General features: G+C 68.1%; 22 protein-coding genes. 14 read left to right on the plus strand and 8 right to left on the minus strand.

What is annotated here, in order from left to right; all coding sequences use genetic code 11:
• Positions 1–6: 6 nt before the first annotated feature.
• The 3 genes from ACFQ9K_RS17430 to ACFQ9K_RS17440 are packed head-to-tail and all read right to left on the minus strand — an operon-like array spanning position 7 to position 3,187.
• Entirely contained in the window at positions 7–939 is a 933-nt protein-coding gene (locus tag ACFQ9K_RS17430) for a ketopantoate reductase family protein (protein WP_378716858.1), read from the minus strand.
• Complete coding sequence (locus ACFQ9K_RS17435) at positions 936–2,204, minus strand: glutamate synthase-related protein (RefSeq protein WP_378716859.1); 1,269 nt, start codon at positions 2,202–2,204, stop codon at positions 936–938. The genes ACFQ9K_RS17430 and ACFQ9K_RS17435 overlap by 4 nt, the downstream gene beginning before the upstream one ends.
• Positions 2,201–3,187, minus strand: a complete 987-nt coding sequence (locus ACFQ9K_RS17440) for an asparagine synthetase A (protein ID WP_378983337.1) — start codon at positions 3,185–3,187, stop codon at positions 2,201–2,203. Before ACFQ9K_RS17440 ends, ACFQ9K_RS17435 begins: the two co-directional genes overlap by 4 nt.
• A 656-nt stretch (positions 3,188–3,843) precedes the next feature.
• Between ACFQ9K_RS17440 and ACFQ9K_RS17445 the strand changes: the two genes are divergently transcribed.
• From ACFQ9K_RS17445 to ACFQ9K_RS17480, 8 genes are read left to right on the plus strand one after another with little or no spacing between them, the layout of a single operon-like run.
• On the plus strand, positions 3,844–4,956 hold the full coding sequence (locus ACFQ9K_RS17445; RefSeq protein WP_378716862.1) for an LLM class flavin-dependent oxidoreductase: 1,113 nt from the start codon (positions 3,844–3,846) through the stop codon (positions 4,954–4,956).
• An 11-nt stretch (positions 4,957–4,967) separates the two neighbouring features.
• Positions 4,968–6,200 carry an MFS transporter gene (locus ACFQ9K_RS17450; protein WP_378716863.1) on the plus strand — a complete coding sequence of 411 codons (1,233 nt, stop codon included), beginning with the start codon at positions 4,968–4,970 and terminating at the stop codon, positions 6,198–6,200.
• Complete coding sequence (locus ACFQ9K_RS17455; protein ID WP_378716865.1) at positions 6,197–6,682, plus strand: cobalamin B12-binding domain-containing protein; 486 nt, start codon at positions 6,197–6,199, stop codon at positions 6,680–6,682. The genes ACFQ9K_RS17450 and ACFQ9K_RS17455 overlap by 4 nt, the downstream gene beginning before the upstream one ends.
• Entirely contained in the window at positions 6,682–7,920 is a 1,239-nt protein-coding gene (locus ACFQ9K_RS17460) for an acetyl-CoA carboxylase biotin carboxylase subunit family protein (RefSeq protein WP_378716866.1), read from the plus strand. The genes ACFQ9K_RS17455 and ACFQ9K_RS17460 overlap by 1 nt, the downstream gene beginning before the upstream one ends.
• Positions 7,917–9,398: a hypothetical protein gene (locus tag ACFQ9K_RS17465; protein ID WP_378716867.1), complete on the plus strand. Its 1,482-nt coding sequence runs from the start codon at positions 7,917–7,919 to the stop codon at positions 9,396–9,398. Before ACFQ9K_RS17460 ends, ACFQ9K_RS17465 begins: the two co-directional genes overlap by 4 nt.
• A gap of 1 nt (position 9,399) precedes the next feature.
• A complete protein-coding gene (locus ACFQ9K_RS17470) occupies positions 9,400–10,665 on the plus strand; it encodes a methylaspartate mutase (protein WP_378716868.1) in 1,266 nt (421 codons plus the stop codon).
• The gene (locus ACFQ9K_RS17475) at positions 10,652–11,893 is read left to right on the plus strand and encodes an ATP-grasp domain-containing protein (protein WP_378716870.1); all 1,242 of its coding nucleotides are present in this window, start codon (positions 10,652–10,654) and stop codon (positions 11,891–11,893) included. Before ACFQ9K_RS17470 ends, ACFQ9K_RS17475 begins: the two co-directional genes overlap by 14 nt.
• A gap of 45 nt (positions 11,894–11,938) precedes the next feature.
• Positions 11,939–13,279: a cation:proton antiporter gene (locus tag ACFQ9K_RS17480; protein ID WP_378716871.1), complete on the plus strand. Its 1,341-nt coding sequence runs from the start codon at positions 11,939–11,941 to the stop codon at positions 13,277–13,279.
• A 156-nt stretch (positions 13,280–13,435) separates the two neighbouring features.
• On the opposite strand, the gene ACFQ9K_RS17485 is transcribed toward ACFQ9K_RS17480, so the two are convergent.
• The 3 genes from ACFQ9K_RS17485 to ACFQ9K_RS17495 form a co-directional block, all read right to left on the minus strand.
• Positions 13,436–14,887 (minus strand): alpha/beta hydrolase, encoded by a 1,452-nt coding sequence (locus tag ACFQ9K_RS17485; protein ID WP_378716873.1) that lies wholly within the window; start codon positions 14,885–14,887, stop codon positions 13,436–13,438.
• A 32-nt stretch (positions 14,888–14,919) separates the two neighbouring features.
• Positions 14,920–15,837: a cyclase family protein gene (locus ACFQ9K_RS17490; RefSeq protein ID WP_378716875.1), complete on the minus strand. Its 918-nt coding sequence runs from the start codon at positions 15,835–15,837 to the stop codon at positions 14,920–14,922.
• Between the two features lie 171 nt (positions 15,838–16,008).
• Positions 16,009–16,197 carry a hypothetical protein gene (locus ACFQ9K_RS17495; protein ID WP_378716877.1) on the minus strand — a complete coding sequence of 63 codons (189 nt, stop codon included), beginning with the start codon at positions 16,195–16,197 and terminating at the stop codon, positions 16,009–16,011.
• A gap of 149 nt (positions 16,198–16,346) precedes the next feature.
• Between ACFQ9K_RS17495 and ACFQ9K_RS17500 the strand changes: the two genes are divergently transcribed.
• The 4 genes from ACFQ9K_RS17500 to ACFQ9K_RS17515 are packed head-to-tail and all read left to right on the plus strand — an operon-like array spanning position 16,347 to position 19,871.
• Positions 16,347–17,303, plus strand: coding sequence for an ABC transporter ATP-binding protein (locus ACFQ9K_RS17500; protein WP_378716879.1), 957 nt, complete (start codon positions 16,347–16,349; stop codon positions 17,301–17,303).
• Positions 17,300–18,115, plus strand: a complete 816-nt coding sequence (locus tag ACFQ9K_RS17505) for an ABC transporter permease (RefSeq protein WP_378716880.1) — start codon at positions 17,300–17,302, stop codon at positions 18,113–18,115. The genes ACFQ9K_RS17500 and ACFQ9K_RS17505 overlap by 4 nt, the downstream gene beginning before the upstream one ends.
• Positions 18,112–19,254: a sensor histidine kinase gene (locus ACFQ9K_RS17510; protein WP_378716881.1), complete on the plus strand. Its 1,143-nt coding sequence runs from the start codon at positions 18,112–18,114 to the stop codon at positions 19,252–19,254. Before ACFQ9K_RS17505 ends, ACFQ9K_RS17510 begins: the two co-directional genes overlap by 4 nt.
• Positions 19,251–19,871, plus strand: a complete 621-nt coding sequence (locus ACFQ9K_RS17515; protein ID WP_378716883.1) for a response regulator — start codon at positions 19,251–19,253, stop codon at positions 19,869–19,871. Before ACFQ9K_RS17510 ends, ACFQ9K_RS17515 begins: the two co-directional genes overlap by 4 nt.
• Here the strand turns inward: ACFQ9K_RS17515 and ACFQ9K_RS17520 are convergent.
• Complete coding sequence (locus ACFQ9K_RS17520) at positions 19,868–21,277, minus strand: metallophosphoesterase (RefSeq protein WP_378716884.1); 1,410 nt, start codon at positions 21,275–21,277, stop codon at positions 19,868–19,870. The genes ACFQ9K_RS17515 and ACFQ9K_RS17520 overlap by 4 nt on opposite strands.
• Before the next feature lie 84 nt (positions 21,278–21,361).
• The gene (locus ACFQ9K_RS17525; RefSeq protein ID WP_378716886.1) at positions 21,362–21,991 is read right to left on the minus strand and encodes a TetR/AcrR family transcriptional regulator; all 630 of its coding nucleotides are present in this window, start codon (positions 21,989–21,991) and stop codon (positions 21,362–21,364) included.
• A 96-nt stretch (positions 21,992–22,087) separates the two neighbouring features.
• Between ACFQ9K_RS17525 and ACFQ9K_RS17530 the strand changes: the two genes are divergently transcribed.
• The gene (locus tag ACFQ9K_RS17530) at positions 22,088–23,308 is read left to right on the plus strand and encodes a cytochrome P450 (protein WP_378716888.1); all 1,221 of its coding nucleotides are present in this window, start codon (positions 22,088–22,090) and stop codon (positions 23,306–23,308) included.
• 23 nt (positions 23,309–23,331) lie between these two features.
• The gene (locus ACFQ9K_RS17535; protein WP_378716890.1) at positions 23,332–23,526 is read left to right on the plus strand and encodes a ferredoxin; all 195 of its coding nucleotides are present in this window, start codon (positions 23,332–23,334) and stop codon (positions 23,524–23,526) included.
• Positions 23,527–23,638: the final 112 nt, after the last annotated feature.

The raw sequence follows: 23,638 nt of genomic DNA on the forward strand, positions 1-23,638 counted from the left end.
GGGCGGTCAGCCGCGCGATTCGGCCGTCGCCGAGCCCTTGCTCAGCGGGCTCAGCTCGGCGACCAGACGCTCGGTCAGCGGCATCGGCACGGCATGCCGCCGCGCGATGCGCAGCAGCGCACCGCCGATCGCGTCCAGCTCCAACGGCAGTCCGGCCGCGGCGTCGCGTTGCATCGACGACTGGGCCTCCGGCGGGAAGGCGTCGTAGAACCGCAGTGCCGCTTCGACATCCGCGGGTACGCCAGCGGCCCGACTCAGTGCGGCGATCTCCGCGACGAGGTCGATCAGCCGCTCGCGATGAACGCCGCGCAGCTCGCCGATCGCACACCGATGGGCCGTGCTCAGCAGCGCGAACGGGGCGAGGAAGAACAGCTTTCCCCACAGCATGGCGGCCTCGTCCGCGCGTGCCTTAGCCGTGACGCCGGCGCCGTCGAGCAGCGAGACCAGCTCATCGAGCCGTTCGGGCGAGGCACCGGCACTGGCCAGATCGATCTCGATGAACGGACTCCCGTGCACGACGGACCCCGGCGCGACCCGCGACGAGGCGACCCGAATCACGCCCGGCACAACCAGTTCCGGCCGATACCGCGCGCGCAAGGCCGCCGGATGCTCGATCCCGTTGAGCAGCGGCACCACCAGCCCGTCGCCCAGGGCGGCGGGGGACACCCGTTCGACGGCCGCGCCGAGCATGTTCTGCTTGACCGCCACGAAACACACATCGACGGGGGCGCGTAACTCGCTGTCCGCCTGGGCCGGCACGGTGAAATCGCCGAACAGCCCACTGCGCACCCGCATTCCGCGTTCCCGCACGGTCCGCACCGAGTCCGGTCCGCCGAGAAAGATCACCTCGTGCCCGGCCCGGGCCAGCAGCGCACCCACCAGCCCGCCGACACCGCCGGGGCCGAGTACTGCCACACGCCACGGTCGCTCGTTGCTCATCGCGTCCTTTCGTTCGTCGCGGGGAACCAGATGTCCTCGGCGGCCAGATCCGCGATCCGGTACTTGCCGAGCGCGCTGATCAGGAGCCGCAGCTCGAGTTCGAACGCGGACAGCAGGTTCGTCAGTCCATGGTCGGCATTCTCGTCCGCGGCCACCAGGGCCGCTCGGCCGAGTCCCACCGCGGAGGCCCCGAGCGCCAGGCATTTGACCACTCGGCTTCCCTCCCAGCACCTTCCGGAGACCAGCAGGCTGTGGCCGTCCCGTTCGCGACCGGCCACCCGGTGCAGGCACTCGGCCAGCGGCAGCCCGACATGATCGAGGAACCCGTGCGGCGCCCAGCCGGTGCCCGCCTCGGCGCCGTCGATGGTCACCGCGTCGGCGCCGGCCGCCCAGGCGACCGCCGCCGCGTCGCCCACGTCCCGCGCCGGCGGCAGTTTCACCCAGATGCGGCAGCGCGGATAGTTGTTGCGCATCAACCGAATCTGCTGGCGCAGAATCTCTTCGGTGAAAGTGCCGGGCGTGGCGCAGCGCAGAACCTTGGCCTCGGCGGGATCGTAGATATCCAGAATGTCGTACTGCGCCGACAGATCCGCGCCCCGTTCGCGGGGGAGGAGGGTCATGCCGCCGACGCCCGGTTTCGCGCCCTGACCCACCTTCAACTCGAAGGCCAGCCGGCCCGAGGTCAGCAGCGCCGCACTCGCCGGGTCGCTGTACACCAGGTTCCAGACCTCGGCGTCGGCGTCCTCGGTGCTCTGCTGGACGATCACGCCGCCGGTGTCCTCGGCCGCCATCTTGGTGTACTCGGTGAGCCGGCGCAGCAGCGAACTCTGCTGCTCGTCGGCCATCCGGCCGTACCCGGACACCGGAACGATGTTCTCGCCGATCACCATCGGCACCCCGGCCGCGCCCGCCTGCCCGGCCACCGCGACACCGAGATCGCCGTCGGCCACCGCGGTGGACCCGAACGCCGACACGTACACCGGCAGCGTGGAGCGCAGGCCGCCGATGGTCGTGGTCAGATCGACGTCGCCGGCCAGCGGCTCCCGGCCGAGATCGAACATCTTCTCCGCGCGCAGCGGCACGAACACCGGCGGAACCAGCCGGGCCCGGTCGATCGCGTCCGCGTCCGGCCCCGCCGTGGGCGGTGCCTGGCCGAACAACGTCGAACCGTACTGCGCGCTGTCCGGAAAGACCGAACCCGCCGCCGTGCGCGCCCGCGCCCGCACCTCCCGCTCGGGAAAGCCGGGCGCCGACAACACGCTCATGGACGCGGCTCCCCGGGAATCTTCGGATACGCGGTGGCCTGCCAGACCGCGGCCAGGCCGCCGAGGAACCGGGTGAAGCGCTCGACGCCGAGGCCGAATCCCGCACTGGGCGAGAGTCCGTCCCGAGCCAGGGTGAGGTACCACTCGTATTTGGCCGGGTTCTCGCCGGTTTCCCGCATCCGGGTCAGCAACGTGCGGTAATCCGACTCGCGCTCGCTGCCGCTCATCATCTCACCGAACCCGCCGGGGAAGATGAGGTCGAAGTTGCGCAGCATCCCCGGCTCGTCCGGGTTCTCGCTGTCGTAGAAGCCGCGCGAACCCTTGGGGTAGTCGGTGATGAAGAACGGGCGGGTGGCGGCCGCGGAGATGATTTCCTCGCCCTGCCATTCGATCTCGGTGTGCTCGCGCTGGTCGAAGCCGAGGCCGCGCAGTTCGGTCACCGCGGTGGTGTGCCGCTTGCGGTCGTAGGGGCCGGCGAGCACCTGCTTGAGTTGTTCGAGGTCCCGGCCGAGCACCTCCAGCTCGCGCTGGGCGCTGCTCAGGACGTATTCCACCGCGTACTTCGTCAACCGCTCGGCGATGTCCATCGCGTCCGCGCGGGAGCCGTGCGCGATCTCCACGTCGAGCTGATGGAACTCCGCGAGGTGCCGATGGGTCACCGCGGTCTCCAGCGGCTCGAGCCGCACATTCGGGGCGACGTGGAAGATCTTGTCGAAGGCGAGCAGCGACGCCTGCTTGTAGAGAATCCCGCTCGTCATCAATTTATAGCGGTGACCGTAGTAATCGATATCCACCTGTTTCGCGCCGCGCGCGCCGGGATCGGTCACCGGACCGATGATGGGCGGCAGCAGTTCGGTGAATCCCTCCGCGGTCAGGAATTCCCGCGCCGCGGCCAGGAATCGTGCCTGCACGGTCAACGCCGCAACGGTTCGCTTCGACGTGAGGTGCTCGCGCGGTAGTGGTGGCGCGGTCGGTTCAGTCAATTCAGGCAAAGTCCGATCCGTTCAATAGTCGTGCGAGGGTTTCGGCGGTCCGAATCCGGTATCCGCCGTCTGTATGTGACAGGCGCATTAAATCACCTGATATCCGACGATCCCTCGTATGCAATTGGTCCAATATCGGCTACCGTTTATATCCAAGTTCCCTATCCTGCGAGTCGTCGACTTGAATAATCGGTAACTGGCGGGAAACCATTATGTGACGGTTTTCGTCGAACCCCCCGATCCCGTTCCACTCTGCGGTATACGCACTGGTTGCGGGCCAATTCTCCCCGTCGCGAAAGACGCTGTCCACCCCCCGGGTAGGGGGTCGCGTCTATCCCCCCGAATGGGGGGTTGTTGCGTTGAAGATCATTTAGGGAGCGCCGCGAAGGCGGTTGAGGAAGGGTGGCCGAACAATTGCTGAAACCATGCCGCTGGGGCAGCTTATACTCCTTTGACAGCGACCGGAAGTCCATGTAACTTTGCTTTAACAGGGCCGGGAGTTGTACGGGGTGCGACTTCCGTTGGAAGCATCTGGGGGGTACAGCTTCGGGTGTGGTAATTCTGAGAGGGTGGTCTTGGAGTCAGCTGTTGTCTGAATTGATGCCGATCACCTGCTTATGCCTCCGTTGCGATACCGGAAGTGAATCCCGATAACAATGAACTACGACCGTACGAACTTCGCCCCGCTGTCTGCCGCCCGAAACGTCGACGAGGGACAGTTGAGGTTTCATTGGTGTGCGCCGCTGGACAGCGGGCAGCAAAAAGCGACCGAGAAGTACCGAGTCGGCGAACTCGACTTCGACGGGATGGTGGACTTCGTACAGGAGGCGGACGCGCTCGGCGTCGACTCCCTGCTGATGGGCATCGCCGACTACATGCCCGACCCGCTGCCGATGATCGGCGCGCTGGTCCGGGAGACCCAGGACGTCACCTTCATCCTCGCCTACCGCCCCGGACTGCTCTCGCCGACGCTGTTCACCCAGGTCGTGAACACGATCTCGTGGATGTCCGACGGCCGGATCTCGCTGAACCTGGTGGCGGGCATCTCGCCCGCGGAACAGGCGGGCTACGGCGATTTCGTCGCGCACGACGGCCGGTACGCGCGCACCCAGGAATTCCTGGAGATCTGTCACCGCTTCTGGCGCGGCGAGAAGCCGCTGACCTACGAGGGCGACCACTACGTCATCAAGGAGGCCGCACTGGGCCTCGGCTATAAGGGCGGCGGCCGTCCCGAGATCTATCTGAGCGGCGCCTCGGGCGTCGCGCAGGAGACCGCCGCCATGTACGGCGACTGCTGGCTGCGCTACGGCGACACTCCCGAGGGCATGGGCGCCGCGGCGCAACCGGTGCTGGACAAGGGCATTCGCGTCGGCACCCGCATGCACGTGCTGGCCAGGGAGACCCGCGAGCAGGCACTCGCCGATCTCGCCGCCATGCAGGAGGACCCCGACGAAGCGCACCGCGCGTGGGTCGCGCAGGTCGTCGCCGCGTCGGACTCGGTGGCGGTGAAGACCTCCTTCCGCCTGGCCGAGGGCGCCGACGGCGACTGGCTCTCGCCGATGATCTACTCCGGCTTCGTGCCCTACCGCGGCGGACCCGCGCTGTGCGTGGTCGGCAGCTACCAGGAGGTCGCCGACTACCTCTACCAGTACAAGGCCGTCGGGGTCAGCGAGTTCATCTTCTCCGGCTGGCCCACCCGCGACGAGATGCGCATCTTCTACACCCACGTGCTGCCGCTCATTCGTGAACACGAGAGACGGCTGGGATGACCGCGCGGGCGGTGCCTAAACACAGCGCGCTCTTCGCCACCGGGGTTCTGCTCGGACTGGTCGCTGAACAAGTGGTGCTGTTCGCGGTGCCGCTGTTGATTTTTCACGACACCAAGCAGGTGTCCACGCTCGGCTTCGCGTTCGCGCTGGAGTGGCTGCCGTCGCTGATCGCCTACCCGTTCGCCGGCCTGCTGGCCGACCGGGACGGCGGCGCACGGCTTTTCACCCGGGTCGCGGTGATGCGCGCGGTCATCCTGGTGGTCGTCGTGCTGATCTGCCTGACCCGGCCCGGCTGGATGGTGCCCGCGCTGATGACCGGCGGCGCCTGCCTGTCGGTCTGCGTGGCGCCGATCCGGATGTCGATCGAGCGGATGGTCCCGCAGATCGCCCGCGACTCGCAGATCGCCACCGTGCAGTCCCTGGTGCAGAACATGGAATTGCTCGCCATGGCGCTCGGGCCCGCCCTCGCGATCCTTGCCGCGGCGTTCATCGGCAAGCTGTGGCTCTTGCTGGTCGCCGCAGGCGCTTTCGCCATCAGCGCGCTGACCTGGCTGCCGCTGCCACGGCCGAAGGTGCGCGCGTCCGTGGGCTGGGCGGCCCGGCATGTGTTGCCGGAGTTGGCGATCGGCTGGCAGCTCATGGTGCGCATCCGCCCGGTGCTGCTGCTCGGCATCCTCAACTTCACCATCAACCTGGTGGTCGGCGTGCTGATCGTGTCGAACGCAGCCCTGGTCACCGACGTTTTTCAGGCACCCGACTCGGCCTACGGCGTGCTCAACGCGGCCGTCGGCGTCACCGGGCTGCTGAACCTCCTGCTGATGCCCGCGCTGCTCCGCCGCGTCGGCGTCGGACCCATCGGTGTAACCGGCTTCTGGCTGATGAGTGCCGCACTCCTGATCGCGGCTCTCGCACCGTCCTATTGGGTCTATGCCCCTGCCTTTGTCCTGATGCTCGTCGGCGACGCGCTCTACAACATCTACAACCGCACCCAGCGGGTGAAGGTGATTCCCAGCGAGCATCTCGGCAAGGTCATGGGGCCGTTCTATCTGCTCAACCTGTTGTCCTATCCGATCGCGGGCCTGCTGATCGGTGGCCTCGGCGCCACCATCGGCCCCCAACGACTCGCGCTGGGGCTGGGCATCCTGCTCTGCCTGTTCGGCGCGGTATTCCTGCCGTTGACCATGGCCAGCTTCCGTAAAGCCCTGCAGGCCCGCGAGATCGCTAACGTTGAGGTCGTGACATGAACGTTCGTTTCCGGTGCGTGCTGTGCACCGTGGAGTCCGATTCCCATCTCTGGAACCTGGTCTACCTGCAAAAGCTGCTCGAGGAGCACGGCGCGTCGGTACGCAATCTCGGCACGTGTACGCCGGTGGACAACGTAGCGGCGGCGATTCGCGAGGACCGTCCCGATCTGCTGGTGGTGTCGAGCGTCAACGGCCACGGTTTCCACGGCGCGCAGGTGCTGCTGACCCACCTGAAGGCGAACGGGCTCGAGGTGGCGTGCGCCATCGGCGGCAAGCTGACCACCGCGGTCTCCGACGACGACCGGGTGCGCAGCGAACTGCTCGAGCTCGGCTTCACCGATGTGTTCCTCGGCGACGACGCCATCGATCGTTTCCAGGACTTCCTGAAATTCGGCCTGGCGCAAGGCTTCTCCGCCTGGCGCGCGGACCCGGCGCTGATCACCCCGTGGGATCAGGACGCCGCGACCCGAGAGGTGTACTGATGCACATCGTCATCGTCAATCGATGGCCACGCTTCGACGACGGGATCCGCTGGGACAACGAACTCACCCGCTACGAGGAATTCATCGATCACGACGCCAACCAGGTGAGCTACGTCGTCGACGGGCCCGGCGCCCAGGGCGTGCTCGCGGATCCGGCGAAGATCGCCTGTCAGGTGCAGGTCGGCGACGTCAACGACGTGGACGCCCTGCGCGCCGCCGTCGAGGTGATCCTCGACCGGGTCGGACCGATCGACGAACTGCTCGCGCTGTCGGAGTTCACCCTGGAGATCGCGGCCAAGGTCCGCGAGGACCTCGGGATTCCCGGACCCGACCGCGCGGAGGTCGCGGTCTACCGGGACAAGGTCCGGATGAAGGAGGTGCTGGACAAGGCGGGCATCCGGGTGCCGCGCTTCGCGAGTTGTACGAGCGTGGACCAGGTTCGGGCGTTCGCGGCGGCCAACGGTTATCCGCTGATCCTCAAGCCGGTCGCGGCGGCCGCCAGCATCGGTGTGCGCCGAGTGGACAACGACGCGGACTTGACCGACGCGCTGAGCGACGTCGAGCTGGACGGCTACGAGGTCGAGGAGTTCATCGCGGGGGAGATCTACCACGTCGACGGTTTCGTCGACGATGATTCCCAGGTCGCGTTCCAGGCGGTCTCGCGCTACATCAACGACTGCCTGTCCTTCACCCACGGCGCCCCGCTCGGGTCGGTCCTGATGAGCCCGTCGCCGCGGCGGACGCAGATCGAGCACTTCTCCCAGCGGATCGCCACCACACTCGGCCTGCGCCGCTTGCCTTTTCACCTCGAGGTGTTCATCACCCCGGCGGGTGATCCGGTGTTCCTGGAGATCGGCGGCCGAGTGGGCGGCGCCGAGGTGCCGCACCTGCTCTACCGGGTGTTCGGCGTGAATCTGTACGAGATGTTCCTGCGGGTCCTCTCCGGCGGTCCGGTGCCGCCGATCCCCGAGGTGGTGGACTCCTCCGGCGGGTGGCTGATCATGCCCAAATCCGCCGAGCGGTCCGAACGGGTGCTGCGGGTCGCGTCGATGCGCGAGCAGGTGCCGATCGTCTGGCGGGAACTGCTGCCCGCGCCGGGGCAGGTGCTCGCGCCGGGTGGCGCGTACGACGCGCTGCACCGCGGGCGCTTCATCCTGCTGCACGAGGATGAGCACGTCGTGGAGGCCGGCATCCGAAAGATCATCGAGAACTTCGACTTCGAGGCGGAATCGCTGTGAACCATGATGCCAAGGACGACCAGAAACGCTACGACCAGCTGATCGGCTACCTCACCGAGGAGGAACGCCTTGGCGTCGCGGCCGTCGGCGACAAGTTGATCGAGGACGCGGGCGGGCTCGACGACCTGGCCGACTACAAGGTCATGGTCGCCTACGGCGGCGGCAAGGACAGCACGTACGTCGTCGCGTTCGTGCGCGCCGTGCAACTGCACCTGCAACTGACCCACGACCGGACCTTCCTGATGCGGGTGGCGAACATGCGGCACGCCGGCGTGGTCGGCGCGGTGATGGAGAACATCGATCGGGTGTACTCGGCGCTCGGCCTGCTCGACGACGACCGGGCCGAACTGCTCACCATCGATCACACCGAGATTCGCCCGTTCCGCGTGGATCTGCCGCTGCCGGACAAGCTGGTGGCGATCAACCGGCTCGACGTCCTGATGAACGGACACCGCTCGGCCGGCGACGGGCGCCCCACATTCTGCAACAGCTGCAACCTTGCGGTCGCCGACTTCTACGGCAGGGCCGCGTGGTGGCGCGGCGGCGTCGACGCCATCATGACCGGCGACTCGCGCCGCGAACAGGCCCTCTACGCCGCGTGGATTCTGCGGCTGGCCAAGGGAATCGGCATCGACGTGCAACGCAAGGGCATGACGTTCCAGGACCTGCTCGCCGCCCTGCGCGGCGTCGGCGACGCGTACTTCCGCGAGTTGTTCGGCGACGATCAGCACGAGCCGGCCGAACGCGAGGTCGCGGTCGGGGACCGGTCGGTGCAGCCCACCTTCGTCTCCATCTACGACCTGGTCAGCTACCGCGTGCACGACCACTGGGATCTGATCGTCGATTTCCTCGGCTTCCGCTTCGACGACCTGGCCTTCAGCTTCACCGAATCCGATTGCGCCAACCCGACGCTCATGGCGCACCTGCGCGGACTGCGGGTCGAGTACGTCGAGGGGCGAACCTACGCGGCGGGCATCACCGAGTATCTGGAGTTCGCCGAGACGATGATGCGGCGCAAGGAGATGCCGGATCGGCTCATCGATCTCGCCCTCGCCCGGTACGCCTCGCCGGACAAGATCGTCGAACGGCGCGCGGTCGCGGCCGCGTACGCGGAGAGCGCGTTCGGGCTGGACGAGGACGCGCTCGTCGCGATGGTGTTCTCGCCGTTCACCGATCGAGGCGCGCGGCTCGCGGAATTCGTCGAACGACGCCACCCAGAGCGGGTCGCCGAGCTTCCGGCCTTGCACGCCGCGTTGCGCGGCGAGCCGGGCAATGACCGCGCCGCCGGATGGCTGGCCGAGGTGTCCGGGCTGTCCATCTCGCACCTGCGCACGCTCTACGGCAGCTCGCTGGTGGACTTCGCGTCCGGTGACACCGTGATGGCCAGGGTGCGCGCGGGTGACCCGCACAAGTCCGAGGTGCACACGGTGGACGCGCAGTCGGGACGGCCGACCCTCGAGCTGATTTCGGGTAGGTGACGTGGCCGGGTTCTTCGACAGTTTCGTGGCGGACCGCGCCGCCGCGGGGCAGCTGGTCGTCCAGCCGCGCATGGGCTTCGGCAGCCTGAAGGGCATGCGGGACGGGCTCGCTCGGGTCGCGCGCCTGGATTTCCCGGTGATCGGCACGCTTACGCTGGACAGCTACACCCGCGTCGGCGACTACCGGACGCCGCTGGAACGCCTCGCCGCGGGGGAGGAGCTGAACGGGTATCCGATCGTCTCCCACCCGGTCGAAGAGACCCGGAAGTTGTTGTCCGGCTTGTACAAACCCACGTTTCCGGTGCAGGTCCGGCACGGCACCGCGCTGCCGTTGCGGGTGTTCCAGCGGTCGGTCGAGGTCGGGTTGGACGCGACCGAGGGCGGCCCGGTCTCCTACTGCCTGCCCTACAGCAGGCTGCCGCTGCGCGACGCGGTCGAGGCGTGGGCGGAGAGCACCCGGTATCTCGCGGACGCCGCCGAATTCGGGCACATCGAGAGTTTCGGCGGCTGCCTGCTCGGCCAGCTGTGCCCCCCATCGCTGCTGGTGGCGATGGGGGTGCTGGAGGGGTTGTTCTTCCGGCAGCACGGCCTGCGGTACATGTCGTTCAGTTATGCGCAGGGCACCCTGGCCGAACAGGATCGCGGTGCGCTGCGCGCGTTGCGCACCCTCGCCGCCGAATATCTGGGCGACGTGACCTGGCACGTGGTGCTCTACACGTACATGGGCCTGTTCCCGCGGACACCCGACGGCGCGACCCGCCTGATCCGGGACAGCGCCCGGCTGGCCGCGGCGACCGGGTGCGAACGGATGATCGTGAAGACGGTGTCGGAAGCCTGGCAGATCCCGTCCATAGCGGAGAACGTCGCGGCGCTGCGGATGGCGTCGGAGGAGGCGGCCGGGCCGCTGGACCCGGCGTCGCCGAGCGAGGGACAGTACTTCGCCGAGGTGCTCGACGAGTCGCGCACGCTGATCGACACGGTGTTGAATCTGGACCCGGACGTGGGGAAGGCGCTGCTGGCCGCGTTCTCCGCCGGGCTGCTCGACGTCCCCTTCTGCCTGCACACCGACAACCTCGGCGCGACCACCACGGTCATCGACGAGCAGGGTGCGCTGCGCTGGGGGAAGCTGGGCCGACTTCCCTTGCCCGCCAGCGCCGGTCGCGACGATCTCGCCCGGCTCGGCTCCGCAGCCCTCTACGGGATGCTCGACCACGTGGCCAACAGCTACGACAGCCACCCCGATGGGATGCTCGATGTCCGAAGGTAATCCGTCCGTTGTCGTCCTGGTGGACGCGTTCTCCACCGGCGCGTTGCTGGCCAGGCACGCGCGGCGCAAGCACCGGTTGATCCATGTCCGGTCCAGGGCGCACCTGCCCGCGACGTTCGCGGCGAGTCTGCCCGCCGAGTTGTTCGACGAGGATCTGTCCTACGCGGATCAGGCGGACGACGTGCTGCATCGGCTCGCCGAGCTGTCGCCGGTCGCGGTGATCGCGGCGAGCGAGTTCGGCGTCGAGGTGGCCGACGAGATCGCCGCGAAACTCGGGTTGCGCGGCAATGATCCGGCGTTGTCGTATGTGCGGCGGGACAAGTTCTACATGCTGGAGGCGGTGGCCGCGGCCGGATTGCGCACCGCGCGGCAGCGGCGCGGCCATGATGTCGACGGCCTGCTGGCGTGGCGGCGCGCCGCGGGTCTCGGGCGGACCGTGATCAAGCCGCTGGACAGCGCGGGATCCGAGGACGTGTTCATCAGCGACTCCGACGCGGAGATCCGGGCCGCGGTCGGGGCGATCCTCGGCAAGACGAATCTGATGCTGCGGACCAACGCGGACGTGCTGGCCCAGGAGTACCTGGCCGGCGACGAGTACATCGTCAATTCGGTGAGCCGCGACGGGGTGCACTGGTTCACCGACGCGTGGATCAGCCACAAGGTGACCGTGCGGGACAACCGCCGGATCTACGACTGCGAGGACCTGCTGTCCGAGGCGGACCCGCGATTCGGTGAGATTCTCGACTACGTGTCCGGGGTGCTAGACGCGCTCGGTATCGCGAACGGGCCCGCACACACCGAATTGATCTATACCGCAACGGGTCCGGTGCTGTTGGAGACCGGGGCGCGGCTGTCCGGGCTGGCCAACCCTGCCGCGCTCGATCGGGGCACCGGGGTGAATCAGGTCGACCTGACGATGGACTGTTATGCCGGCGGGGGCCGGGCGCTGGCGGCGCAGCCGCTGGTGTACGCGCGGCGGGAACCGGCGCGCTGCGTGAATCTCATTGCGCACCGGCAGGTTCCGTTGCCCGCCCAGGCGCTGCGCGAGCAACTCGAACGATTACCCGCCATCGAGAGCGTGCGTTTCCGCATCGCCGATCAGCTGATGACCAGGCCGACAGTCGATCTCAATTCCTCGCCCGGTGTGGTGTTCCTGGTGCATCGGGATCCCGCCGAGATCGAACGGTCGTATCGGACCCTGCGCCGGATCGAGCACGAGTTGCTGTAGCCACCGTCCCGGGGGCAGGTGCCGCCAGAAAGGCAGAGAGCTTCGATGACGAATCCGCAACTGGGACAGATCCTGCTCGCCATCCTGGTGCTGCTGCTCGGGGCGAATCTCCTCGGTCAGCTGTTCCGAAAACTGCGTCAGCCCAAGGTGGTCGGCGAGATTCTCGCCGGAATCCTGCTCGGCCCCACCGTTCTCGGGAGGCTGGCGCCCGGCTTCGCCGCCGACCTGTTCGGCACCGGCAACCCGGAGTCGAAGGCCGTGGTGTTCGGATTTCTCTACCACCTCGGCCTGCTCATGCTGATGTTCGTTTCCGGTGGTGCCGCAAAACATCTGCTGGGCAAGGACAATCGCCGGGCGACCGCCTGGATCCTCGGCATCGGCACGCCGCTGCCGTTCTGCGTCGCGCTCTTCGCCGCGCCCCTGCTGCCGCTGGAGAAGTTCACCGGTTCCGCGGGGAGCGAGCAGGCCGTGGTGCTCGTGTTCGCCGCGGCCACGGCGGTCACCTCGATACCGGTCATCACCAAGATCTTCTACGACCTCGGCATCCTGCACACTCGCTTCGCCAGCCTGCAATTGGGTTCCGCGGTGCTCGAGGACATCGCCCTGTGGGGCGTGCTGTCGGTGGCGACCGCCATCGCCGCCGCCACCCTGAACACCGATGGCGGCACCCTGACCGCCGCCATCGGCAGTCACATGGCGGTCAACGCGGCGTATGTGCTCGTCGCCCTCACCGTCATGCCCGCCGTGCTGCGCCGACTGTCGCGGGCAAGCTGGAATGTGGTGGCGCACAACTCGCCCATCGCCTGGATGCTCACGGTGTTCCTCGGTTATGTGTCCCTGGCCGCCGCGCTCGACGTGACCCTCGCCTTCGCCGCCCTGCTGGCCGGCTTCGGCGTCATGGGCGGCATGCGCGGCACCGAGCAGGAACGTTTCCGCGACCCGATGCAGTCGCTCAGCGAGGTGTCCGGCCACTTCTTCGTGCCCCTCTATTTCGCCATAGTCGGCTACCGCCTCGACCTTTCGAAGACCTTCGACCCGCTCATGCTCGCCGGCTTCCTGCTCGGCACCTCCCTGGTCGTCTTTTTGTCCGTAGGCCTCGGCGCGAAACTCGCCGGCATGAACCGCCTCGACATCATCAATCTCGCCGTCACCCAGAACGCCCGCGGCGGCCCCGGCATCGTCATGGCCTCCGTCGCCTTCGACACCGGCATCATCAACGCCACGTTCTACACCACCCTCGTCCTCACCGCCGTCCTCACCTCCCAGGCCTGCGGCTTCTGGCTCGACCACGTCCTCCGCAAGAACTGGCCCCTCCTCTCCGGCGCCGACCTCCGCCGCCGCGGCCTCGACCCGGCCGCCGAGGAAATCCCCGCACGGACAGCGTGAATCCGGCACGGCCGGGCCGAGATAGGGTCGGTCTCGCTCAGCTCCCCGGGAATTCCTGTCGCTCGGCTCGAAGGAGAGGGGTGCGGATGTCGCTGTCCCGGAGGCGATTCCTTCGGCATGCGTTGTCGACGGAGCCGCCCTGTTCGTAGCGTCGCCTCACCCACCGGCAGGCGCGGGTTCGACCGCACAGGCCAGGTCGTGCTGCGGACGCCGGCCAGTAGCAAGGAATTCCGTCACCGAGTCGTTCAAACAGGTGTTGTCTTTGAACAGATAGGCGAGATGCCCGCCCTGATCGGCGGTCACCATTCGAGCGCGGTCACCGAATGCCCGTCGCAGTTCGCGCGCTCCGGACAGCGGTGTCGCCGGGTCGCGCAGGTTCTGCACGATGAGGATGTTCGACGGGCCGTGGTCGTCGATCCGCACCGCGGGTTCCACCGGGTCCGGCCAGTCGGCGCACGGCCAGATATTGGCCGCCGCCGCGCCGAACATGGGGTAGCGGACCCGGTCGGCGGCGACGTCGGCCTGGTAGGTGAGTTCCGATTTCGGCCACGCCGAGTCGTTGCAGATCACGTACAGCTGGCTGGACAGGTAGTTGTCCTGGTCCGGCTGCGCGGGCGGGGGGTCACCGGCCTGTCCGGTGTCGGCCGCGCGCCAGACCTCGGCCAGCCGCGGCAGTGTCTTGTCGTAGTAGAGCATGCCGAAGTTGGCCTGCCGGAACAGCGCGCCGTAGCCGCCGCCGGTCGGGTTCGGTATCGCGTCGAGCTTGGCGGTGAGCTCGTAGTACTTCGCGGTGACCTGCTCGAGCGTGCCGCCCAGGCCGTACTCGGGGTGGCCGGCGAGGAACGCCGCGAAATCGGGGAATCGCTCCTGGAAGCCCTCGGCCAGCCTGCGCGAGTGCACGCTGTCGAAACCGCCGGGCCCGACCGCGCTGTCCAGCACCACGCGATCGGTGCGGTCGGGGAACAGCGACGCGTACACCGCGCCGAGGTACGTCCCATAGGAAATGCCGTGATAGGACAGCTTCTCCGCGCCGAGCGCCGCCCGGATCCGGTCCATGTCGCGCGCGGTGTTCGCCGTGCTGATGAACGGCAGCGTCGCTGCCGTCGCGGACGTAGCGCACTGGTGGGCAATGCTTTTCACCACCGCCGTGCGCTGCGCCACATCGATCGGGTCGCGGGCGTAGGGCGGGATGTTGCTCGTCTGCTGCGCCGGGCTCAGCGCGCAGGTGACCGGCGCGCTGTGGCCGACACCGCGCGGGTCGAAGCCGATCACGTCATAGCTGTCGAGCACATCCCGCGGCAGGCCGAGCTCGGCGAGATCGGCCGGGAAGCTCAATCCCGCCCCGCCCGGACCGCCGGTGTTGGTGAGCAGCACGCCCCGTCGTTGCGCCGGGTTGCCGCTCGTCAAGCGCGAGACGGCGATCTGGATCTGCGGCCCGTCCTGGTTCCGATAGTCGAGCGGGACATCGACAGTCGTGCATTGCAGACCGGGTCCGGTCACATCCGCGGGGCACGCGCCCCAGTGCAGGGTGTCCGTCGCCGCCGCCATCCCCGGCACCATCGACGCCGCGACGATCGCGACGAGCACGGATAACACAGTTCGGCGCATGCCGTTGTCTCCCAACAGAAATCGAGGTCGGATCAGAAGATCGCGACCGGGTTGATCGGAACTCCCGTCATGCCGTGGATGCGTGGTGGCGCGGCGACGAACAGGAAGCTATAGCGACCGAGTTCCGCGCAGACACCGGCGAGTTCGTCGGCGTCGACGGCGTCGATCAGCGGCATGCCGAGTCTGGGCAGTGCCACGCCGTGCATGGCCGAGGGACCGCCCGGCTGCGGCGGGTAGGTATCCGCGAGGTCCCCGGCGTACAACGCGACGCCGCGCTCGTGCATCCAGCGCACCGCGTCGATGGTCATCCCTGGCATCGGGTTGCCGCGAAACCGCGTCGCCACCCAATCGAATCGGGCGACCAGCGCGTCACCGGATTCGAGCCGCACACCCTGGCGCTGCTCCGCGGCGTCGAGATCCACGGAGGTGATCGCGTGATCGGCGGGCACCGGACCGTCGATCGCCAGGTCGAGCAGGACGCCGCGGGTCACGATCCCGGCGGCGAACGCGCCGGTCGACCCGTGCTGGACGCCGCCCATGGTGACGCTCTCGTTCAGCGGCCGCCCGGGATACACCTGATCGTCGACGACGATGTGCGCCAGCGCATCCAGATGCGTCGACCCGATGTGGTGATTGGTGACGGTCATGACGTCCGCGTTCGCGAACACGGGGTTTCCCGTGTACTGCATGAGCAACTGCACCGGCGACGTCTCGGCCGAGCGCGGCCCGAAGGGGCCGCTGATCACCGGCGCGGGCTGGATCGGCACGGCCAGCGACACCGAGCGTCCGGTGCGAACCTCGCGCGCGCCGCGTTCCCGCGCCTCGTCCGTGATCAGATTCAACGTGCCCCGTTCGTCGTCATCGCCCCAGCGACCCCAATTGCTCAGCGGGGCACTGCTTCCGGTGCGTTCGGGGCCTGCGGCCGGAAATGTGGTGGTGTCGGCTGACACGGCGGTCTCCCTCGATAGCGATTGATCGGCGACGTCCGGCGGTGCCCTTCCTCGAGCGGACGAGGGAAGGCAGCGCACCAGGAACGCGGACCAGTCAAGACCATGCCTTTACGGCACAGTCAAGGCCGTCGTATATCGGGGAGGCAAGCTGGCCGGCGCGGTTCTACGACATCACCGGCGGCCGCGGCGACGGAAGCTGAACGAGCGCGCCCCGGTGCCGACGCCGGCCAGGTGCAGTGCCACGAGTAGCAGTCCGATGGTGGTGAGGGTGCCCGCGGTGAGGGAATCACCGAGGGTGGTCGTGGTCAGATCGAGCAGCAACGCGAGTGCGAACGCTACGGCGGCGGCAATGGCCAACATGGGGTACCTCCTGATAGTGACCAGGAGGTACCCCGCGGTTGCGGCCGCAACCGTATGACTTTTGTCATCGCCAATCCATGGACAACCCATCGGGTTTCGATGACTGCGCTTACTACTGCCACCGCCCGCGGTCGGTGATCGTTGAAGTCATGAACAACACCCATTACGCCGATGTCATCACCGCCCGCGGCCTACGCCGCACCTACGGCACCGGCAAGACCGCCTTCGAGGCGGTGAAAGGCGTCGACCTCCAGGTCTTCGAGGGCGAGGTGTTCGCACTGCTCGGTACCAACGGGGCGGGCAAGACCTCGACCCTGGACATGCTGGAGGGACTGGCCGCACCGTCGTCCGGGGTAGTCGAGGTGTTCGGCCTCGACCCGCGCCGGGACCGCGCTCAGGTTCGCGCCCAGGTCGGCATCATGTTGCAGGCCGGCGGGCTGCCTGCCGAGCTGACCATCCGCGAGACCCTGGAGATGTGGCGCGGGACGTGCAGCAACCCGACGACCGCCGACACCGTCCTCGCCCAGGTGGATCTTGTCGATCGCGCCGATGTCCGCGTCGGCGCGCTCTCCGGTGGTGAGCAACGGCGCGTCGACCTGGCCTGTGCCCTGCTCGGCCGGCCCCGCCTGCTGTTTCTCGACGAGCCGACCACCGGGCTCGATCCGGAGAGCCGCCGGGCGACCTGGCAGTTGCTCGCCGGCCTCAAGGCCTCCGGCGTGACCATGGTGCTCACCACGCACTACCTGGACGAGGCCGAGGCGCTGGCCGACCGGATCTCGATCATGCACAAGGGCGCGGTGGCCAGGGCGGGCACACTGCGCGAGATCGTGGACGGCCATCCGGCGCGGATCGTCTTCGATCATCCGGGACTGCCGTTGCCGCAGCTGCGGTCCGCACAGGTGGACGCGCAGGCGCGGGTCACGGTCAGCACCTACGACCTGCAGGGGCACCTGTTCGAACTGCTCGGCTGGGCCCGCGAGCACGGACTGCACCTCGGCGGGCTCGAAGCCACCGCCGCCTCGCTGGAGGCCGTCTTCCTCGACATCGCCAACGAACCGGTCGCGCCGTCCGCGACCACCCCCGAACTGATCGGAGCAGCCCGATGACCACCCTCGCCGCACCCGCCACCGCGTTCCGCCGCCGCCCGCTGGTCGCGCTCGCGAAGGCCGAGTACCTACAGTTCCGGCGCAACAAGACGCTGGTCTGGATGGCGACCCTGTTCCCGATCGGCATTCCGCTCGCCACGTATTTCATCGCGATCAAGGACGACGCGCCGACGACGACCACGGCCGCGGTCGCGTTCGAGATGTTCACGCTGCTCGCTCTGCTGTTCGTGCAGTACTACTCGGTGCTGTCGATGGTCACCACGCGTCGCAGCGAGGGCGTGCTGAAGCGGCTGCGTACCGGGGAGGCCGCCGACTGGCAGATCCTGACCGCGCCCGCGGTTCCCGGTGTCGTGATGACGGCCTTCGGTACGGTCGTCGTCGCCGCGGTCATCTACGGCGCGGGCGCGCCCGCCCCGGTCAACCCGCTGGCGATCGGGCTCGCGCTGCTGGCCGGTATCGTCCTGTTCTCCCTGCTCGCGCTCGCGACCAGCGCGGTGACGAAGAACGCCGAGGCCGCGCAGATGACCTCGTTGCCCATCATGGTGGTGGCGATGGTCGGCCTCGGATCCATCCGCACGATCCTGCCGGACCGGCTGGCCACGCTGGCCGATTGGACGCCGTTCGCGGCCATCTCCGACCTGGCTTCGCTCGGCGCGTCCGGCAAGACGTCCACCGCCGCCGCGGCCGACGTGGCCGTCGACTTCGCGGGCACCTTCGCCGAACTCGGCCGGCCGTTTGCCACACTGGCGATATGGACCGTCCTGGCGCTCGCGCTGACCCGCAAGAGCTTCCGCTGGGACGATCGCGGTTGAGCCGCTTGACCTCCTGGTGGGACGCGTTGTCAGGGCCGGACAAGTTCCGGCTCTACACGCGCGTCACCATCCAGCTCGCGGTGCTCTCGGCGATCGCGGTGATGGCGGTCGGTGCGCGCGGGCCGTGGCTGACCGTCGGGACCGTGCTCGCCGGCGTCGCGTCGGTCGTCGCGCTGGAGGTGCAACCGGACTTCGCCGGACCGTCGGGCGCGCGGTGGCGGCGGTGGGCGCTACCGGCCGCGAGCGTGGCGCTGGTGGGGGTCTGGCTGGGCTTCGCCCTGGTGGCCCGGCTGGCCGACCGCGATTCGGTCGTCGAGCAGGCCAGAGTCGCCAGCCTCTTCGCGGCGGCGCTCGGCATGCTCGCCGTGGTCTCGTTCCTGCGGCACAAATGGTGGATCGTGCTCGGCGTGAGCGTGGCCACCGGGCTGCTCATGGGTTCCTCGCCGCTGACCGGACTGCTACTGGCCGCGGTCACCTACCTCGCCGGATGTTTCGTCGTCGCAACGACATTGCTCACCGTGTGGGGCGTGCGGGTGGTCGACGAGCTGGACCGGGCGAAGGGGGTCGAGGCCGAATTGCAAGTGGCCGAAGAGCGTTTGCGCTTCGCCCGGGATCTGCACGACATCGTCGGTCGCGGCTTCTCCGCGATCGCGGTGAAAAGCGAACTCGCGGCGGTGCTTTCACGATCCGGTCAGGGGGACCGGGCGGCCGCCGAGATGGACGAGGTCAAGACGCTCGCGGTCGAGTCGATGGGGCAGATGCGCGAACTGGTGCGCGGCTACCGGGGTATCGATCTGCGCAGGGAGGTGGGCGGCGCACGCTCGCTGCTGTCGGCGGTGGGCTGCCTGCTCGCGGTCGAAGGCGATGCGGCCAAGGTTCCGGCGCGGTTCCACGAGGTCGCCGCGTGGGTCGTGCGGGAGGGCACCACGAACATCGTCGAACACTCCTCGGCCACCTCGGCGGTGCTCACCCTCGGCGACGCGGGCATGTCGCTGCGCAACGACCGCCCGGACGGCACGCCGGGGGAGCGATCCGGCCTGCGCGGCCTCGGTGAGCGGCTCGCGGCCATCGGCGCGACTCTGGACGTGACCGCGTCCCCCGAGCAGTTTATCCTCGAAATCCATTGGGAGAACAAATGATTCCGGTGTTCCTCGCCGACGATGAAACGCTCGTCCGGGCCGCACTGGCAACCATGCTCGATCTGGAGGCCGACCTCGAGGTGATCGAACACGTCGGCTCCGGCGAGGAACTGCTCGCCGCGTGGCGCCGGCGTAGCGAGCGCGGCGAGCCGATCGCGGTGGCGGTCATCGACCTGCAGATGCCCGGCATCGACGGCATCGAGACCGCCGTCGAACTGCAGCGGCTCACCCCCGGCGCGGGCACGCTGATCGTCACCAGCCACGGTCGCCCCGGCTACCTCAAACGCGCGCTCGCCGCCGGTGTGCGCGGCTTCCTGCCGAAGACCACCTCGGCGGCGACCCTGGCCGAGGTGATCCGCACCGTGCACCGCGGCGGCCGATACGTCGACCCGGAGCTGGCCGCCGAAGCCATCAGCGCCGGCGACACCGTGCTCACCGCCCGCGAAGCCGACGTGCTCGAATACGCCATCGACGGCGCGTCCGTCGAAGACATCGCCCGTCGCGCCCACCTCTCGCCCGGCACCACCCGCAACTACCTGTCCTCGGCCATGGCCAAACTCGGCGTCGCCAACCGCTACGAGGCCGCGCTCAAGGCGCGGGAGAAGGGCTGGATCTAACGCAGGCCGGAGAAGTCGCGCAGGGTGACGTGGTTGCGGTCGGCGCAGCTGCCGAGCGAGTGATCGGGATGCAGGCCGAGGTACTGGCGGCGGGTGCGGGTGCTCCAGCTGCGGGCGGCGTCGGCGCGGGTCTTGTAGAAGTTCGCCGTGTACCCGCCCTCGTAAATGCGCAGCAGCAGGTAACCGCCTGGGTACTCCTTGACCGCCGCGACCTCGAGGAACTCGACCTCGATGCCGATGTTGGGGCGGCTGCGGCGATTTCGGTGCGTGTGGCCGCTGTGATGGAGGAAGACGCCCGGTGCGCTGCGGTAGAGGGCGTGCAGCGCGGCGGCGTTCGACGGGTCGAGGACGAAGCCGGGCCCGCCCGGATTGCTCACCGCCGCATGCGATGTCACCGGGTGGTGGCCGAAGATCAGGGTCGGCCGGTGCGGGTCGGCGGACAGGATCTCGCGGAGTCGATCCCGTTGCGGGGCAACAATAGTGCCGCCGGCGCCGGTCAGCCGGGTGGTGTCGAGCCCGATCAGGCGCAATCCGCCGACGTGATGTTCGACCAGTCGCTGACGGCCGTGGAACACCGCGCCCCAGTGGTCGCGGGTGTGGCCGCGTACTTGCTCGGGCTTGTCGTGATTGCCGCGGCAGACGAAGTAGTCCCGGCCCAGCACGCCCCAGCGGTCCAATCGTGCACGCACCGCCAGTGATTGGTCGCGCGTGCCGCTGTCGGTGAGGTCCCCGGCGATGATCAGGTGATCGGCGGCGCGGTCCGGGCTGCGCACATCGTCGAGCAGGGCGTCCAGCATGATCTCCGGGTATTGCGCGGTGTCGTGGCGGAACCCGGTCGGCAGACCGCTGACCACGAGTCCGCTGGTGCGTTCCCCGTAGTGCACGTCGTTGGCGAGTGCGATGGTGCGCAGCAGCCTGCCCGGTGGGGGTGTCGCGGTGGTGAATGTGCCGGTGGATTCCGGGGTTCCGGATCGGCGGGTCACCAGGGTGCGAGCGGGAACGGCGCGGCGTCCGTTCGAGTACGCCTCGAACCGGTAGGCGCGGCCCGGTTCCAGTCCGGTGATTTCCGCGTAATGATATGCGGTGCAACGAGAATCGAGGTGATAGAGCCGGGCGGGCGCCGGACTGTCCGCCGGTGCGAGACGAACCTCGGTGTCGGTGGGGACCGGGCGCTGGCGTCCCGACCGATCGCGGACCCGGGTGGTCCAGGTCAGGATCGCGGACCGGTCGGTCACGGTGACCAGTTCGAGGTCCGAGGCGGTTATCGAATCGCGTTGTGCCCGAGTCGAATCGGTGCTGATCAGGGTGATCCGCGGGCGCGGGTAGAACGGTGTCCGCACCGTTACCGCCGCCGCGCCCACCGCGATGTTGGCCAGCCAGGCTGTTCTGAGCCGTGGATCGAGCATGGGGATCTCCGTCCGCCGCTACCCGTCGAACGTTACGGTCAGCAGTTGAACGCGTCGTGTGCTGGCACCGTCGCTGAAGTGGCCTTATTGCGACGAAGGTGGGTGACGCAGGACCAGTGGCAGGTAAACCTCGTCCACGATGCCGACGATCACTTCCTCCTCGACCGGATCGCCGAACAGCAGGAAATGGTTGCGCAACAGGTCGGGCGCGACGGTCGCCCGGCGGGAGTCAAGGATAGCGCGATCCACCTCGCCGCGTTCGACGGCCCGTTCCAGGATCGTGTGGATCGTCGCGGGCCCGGCCTTGTGTACATGTTCGCGGATGAGGCGGCCCAGTTCGGGATCGCGGGTCAGCTCGGCGAGCAGGCCGCGCATGATGCCGCCGAACGGCGAGGCCATCTTCGCGGCCATCTGGCGCAACAGGGCGATGACGTCGGCGCGCAGTTCGCCGGTGTCGGGGATCTCGACGTCGGAGCTGCCGCCCAATGTGCAGGCGTCCACCACTAATTCGGCGCGGCCGGCCCAGCGGCGATAGAGCACGGTTTTGCTGGTGCGGGCCCGGACCGCGATCCGGTCCATGGTGAGCGCGGCATAGCCGACCTCGGCGAGCTCGTCCAGTGTCGCGGTGAGGATGGCATGCTCCAATTCCTCACCGCGCCTGCGTGTGCCCTTACGGTAGTCGGCCGCCGCGTCGACGGATTGCTGGACTTTCACTGGCGGCCTGGCTCCTGAAAAACGTTGCGTTGCTTGGGAAGACACTCTAATCTAAAAATAGAGTACTAAGAGTATCTTACGATCTCGAGGGGACCGATGACCGACACTGTTGTGACACCCCGAACCGACAACGCTCCCGCCTTTCCGAGCGACCGCACCTGCCCTTATCGACTGCCCGAGCAGTACACGCGGCTGCGCGACGAGGAGCCCTCGCTGCGCAAGGTGACGCTTTTCGACGGAGCCCAAGCCTGGGTGGTCACCAAACATGAGACCGCCCGCGCCCTGCTCGCCGATCCGCGCTTGTCGTCGGATCGCACGCACGCGAACTTTCCCGCCCTTTCGCCGCGCTTCCGCGTTTTCCAGGAGACCAAACCCGCGTTCATCAGCCTGGATCCGCCGGAGCACAGTGCGCAGCGGCGCCTGCTGATCAGTGAGTTCACGCTGAAACGGGTCAAGGCCATGCGCGCCGACATCGAACGGATCGTGCACGGTTTCATCGACGACATGCTCGCCGCGGGTCCGCCCGCCGATCTGGTGAGCCAGTTCGCGCTGCCCGTGCCGTCCATGGTGATCTGCCGGCTGCTCGGCGTGCCGTACGAAGACCACGAGCAATTCCAGGACGCCAGCCGCCGCCTGGTGCAGTCGACCACCGGCGAGGCCGCGATCGCCGCGCGTAACGATCTCGGCGTCTACCTGGACGGGCTGATCACCCGGTCGCAAGCCGAGCCGGGCCCCGGCCTGCTGTCCAGTCTGGTCGCGGATCAGTTGGCGCACGGCGAGATCGACCGCGAGGACCTCATTGCCTCCTCGATCCTGCTGCTCGTCGCCGGCCACGAGACCACCGCGTCGATGACCTCGCTGTCGGTGATCACCCTGCTCGAACATCCGGACCAGCACGCCGCCCTGCGCGCCGACCCCACGCTGATTTCGAGTGCGGTGGAAGAACTTCTGCGTTACCTCGCCATCGCCGACATCGCGGGCGGCCGTTTCGCCAAGGCCGATATCGAGATCGACGGTCAGGTGATCAAGGCGGGCGAGGGTGTGCTCGTCTCCAATTCCATTGCCAACCGCGATGCTTCGGTCTTCGCCGAGCCCGACACGTTCGACGTGCACCGCTCCGCCCGGCACCACATCGCCTTCGGCTACGGCGTCCACCAATGCCTTGGCCAGAACCTGGCCCGCCTGGAACTGGAGATCATCCTCAGCGCGCTCTTCGAGCGCATCCCGACCCTGCGCCTGGCCGTCCCCACCGATCAACTCACCTTGCGCCCCGGCTCCACGATCCAAGGCGTGAACGAACTCCCGGTCACCTGGTAACCGACCACGAAAGAAGCCCGCATATGCGCGTATCCGCCGACCGCACCGTCTGCATAGGCGCAGGCCTCTGCGCCCTGACCGCCCCCACCGTCTTCGACCAAGACGACAACGACGGCCTAGTCAAGATCCTCACCCCCACCCCCGGCCCCAGCACCACCCCCCAGGTCCGCGAAGCAGCCGACATCTGCCCCTCCGGCGCCGTCACCTTCACCGAGTAGCGACCAGCCGGGCCGCCTCGTCAGATCGAGCCGTAGCCGATGACGAGGCGACCCGGCTGTCTTCGCTCGCTTCTGCCTGCGTTTGTGATGGGGACCAGGTGGGGCCGGGGGC

This window comes from Nocardia sp. NPDC056564, from assembly GCF_042793755.1.
In the GTDB taxonomy this organism is placed as follows: domain Bacteria; phylum Actinomycetota; class Actinomycetes; order Mycobacteriales; family Mycobacteriaceae; genus Nocardia.

Excerpts from the sequence above, each read along its gene's own strand:
- ACFQ9K_RS17430 (WP_378716858.1), bottom strand. The coding sequence starts at position 939 with ATGAGCAACGAGCGACCGTGGCGTGTGGCAGTACTCGGCCCCGGCGGT.
- ACFQ9K_RS17435 (WP_378716859.1), bottom strand. The coding sequence starts at position 2,204 with ATGAGCGTGTTGTCGGCGCCCGGCTTTCCCGAGCGGGAGGTGCGGGCG.
- ACFQ9K_RS17445 (WP_378716862.1), top strand. The coding sequence starts at position 3,844 with ATGAACTACGACCGTACGAACTTCGCCCCGCTGTCTGCCGCCCGAAAC.
- ACFQ9K_RS17455 (WP_378716865.1), top strand. The coding sequence starts at position 6,197 with ATGAACGTTCGTTTCCGGTGCGTGCTGTGCACCGTGGAGTCCGATTCC.
- ACFQ9K_RS17460 (WP_378716866.1), top strand. The coding sequence starts at position 6,682 with ATGCACATCGTCATCGTCAATCGATGGCCACGCTTCGACGACGGGATC.
- ACFQ9K_RS17475 (WP_378716870.1), top strand. The coding sequence starts at position 10,652 with ATGTCCGAAGGTAATCCGTCCGTTGTCGTCCTGGTGGACGCGTTCTCC.
- ACFQ9K_RS17480 (WP_378716871.1), top strand. The coding sequence starts at position 11,939 with ATGACGAATCCGCAACTGGGACAGATCCTGCTCGCCATCCTGGTGCTG.
- ACFQ9K_RS17485 (WP_378716873.1), bottom strand. The coding sequence starts at position 14,887 with ATGCGCCGAACTGTGTTATCCGTGCTCGTCGCGATCGTCGCGGCGTCG.
- ACFQ9K_RS17495 (WP_378716877.1), bottom strand. The coding sequence starts at position 16,197 with ATGTTGGCCATTGCCGCCGCCGTAGCGTTCGCACTCGCGTTGCTGCTC.
- ACFQ9K_RS17500 (WP_378716879.1), top strand. The coding sequence starts at position 16,347 with ATGAACAACACCCATTACGCCGATGTCATCACCGCCCGCGGCCTACGC.
- ACFQ9K_RS17505 (WP_378716880.1), top strand. The coding sequence starts at position 17,300 with ATGACCACCCTCGCCGCACCCGCCACCGCGTTCCGCCGCCGCCCGCTG.
- ACFQ9K_RS17515 (WP_378716883.1), top strand. The coding sequence starts at position 19,251 with ATGATTCCGGTGTTCCTCGCCGACGATGAAACGCTCGTCCGGGCCGCA.
- ACFQ9K_RS17520 (WP_378716884.1), bottom strand. The coding sequence starts at position 21,277 with ATGCTCGATCCACGGCTCAGAACAGCCTGGCTGGCCAACATCGCGGTG.
- ACFQ9K_RS17530 (WP_378716888.1), top strand. The coding sequence starts at position 22,088 with ATGACCGACACTGTTGTGACACCCCGAACCGACAACGCTCCCGCCTTT.
- ACFQ9K_RS17535 (WP_378716890.1), top strand. The coding sequence starts at position 23,332 with ATGCGCGTATCCGCCGACCGCACCGTCTGCATAGGCGCAGGCCTCTGC.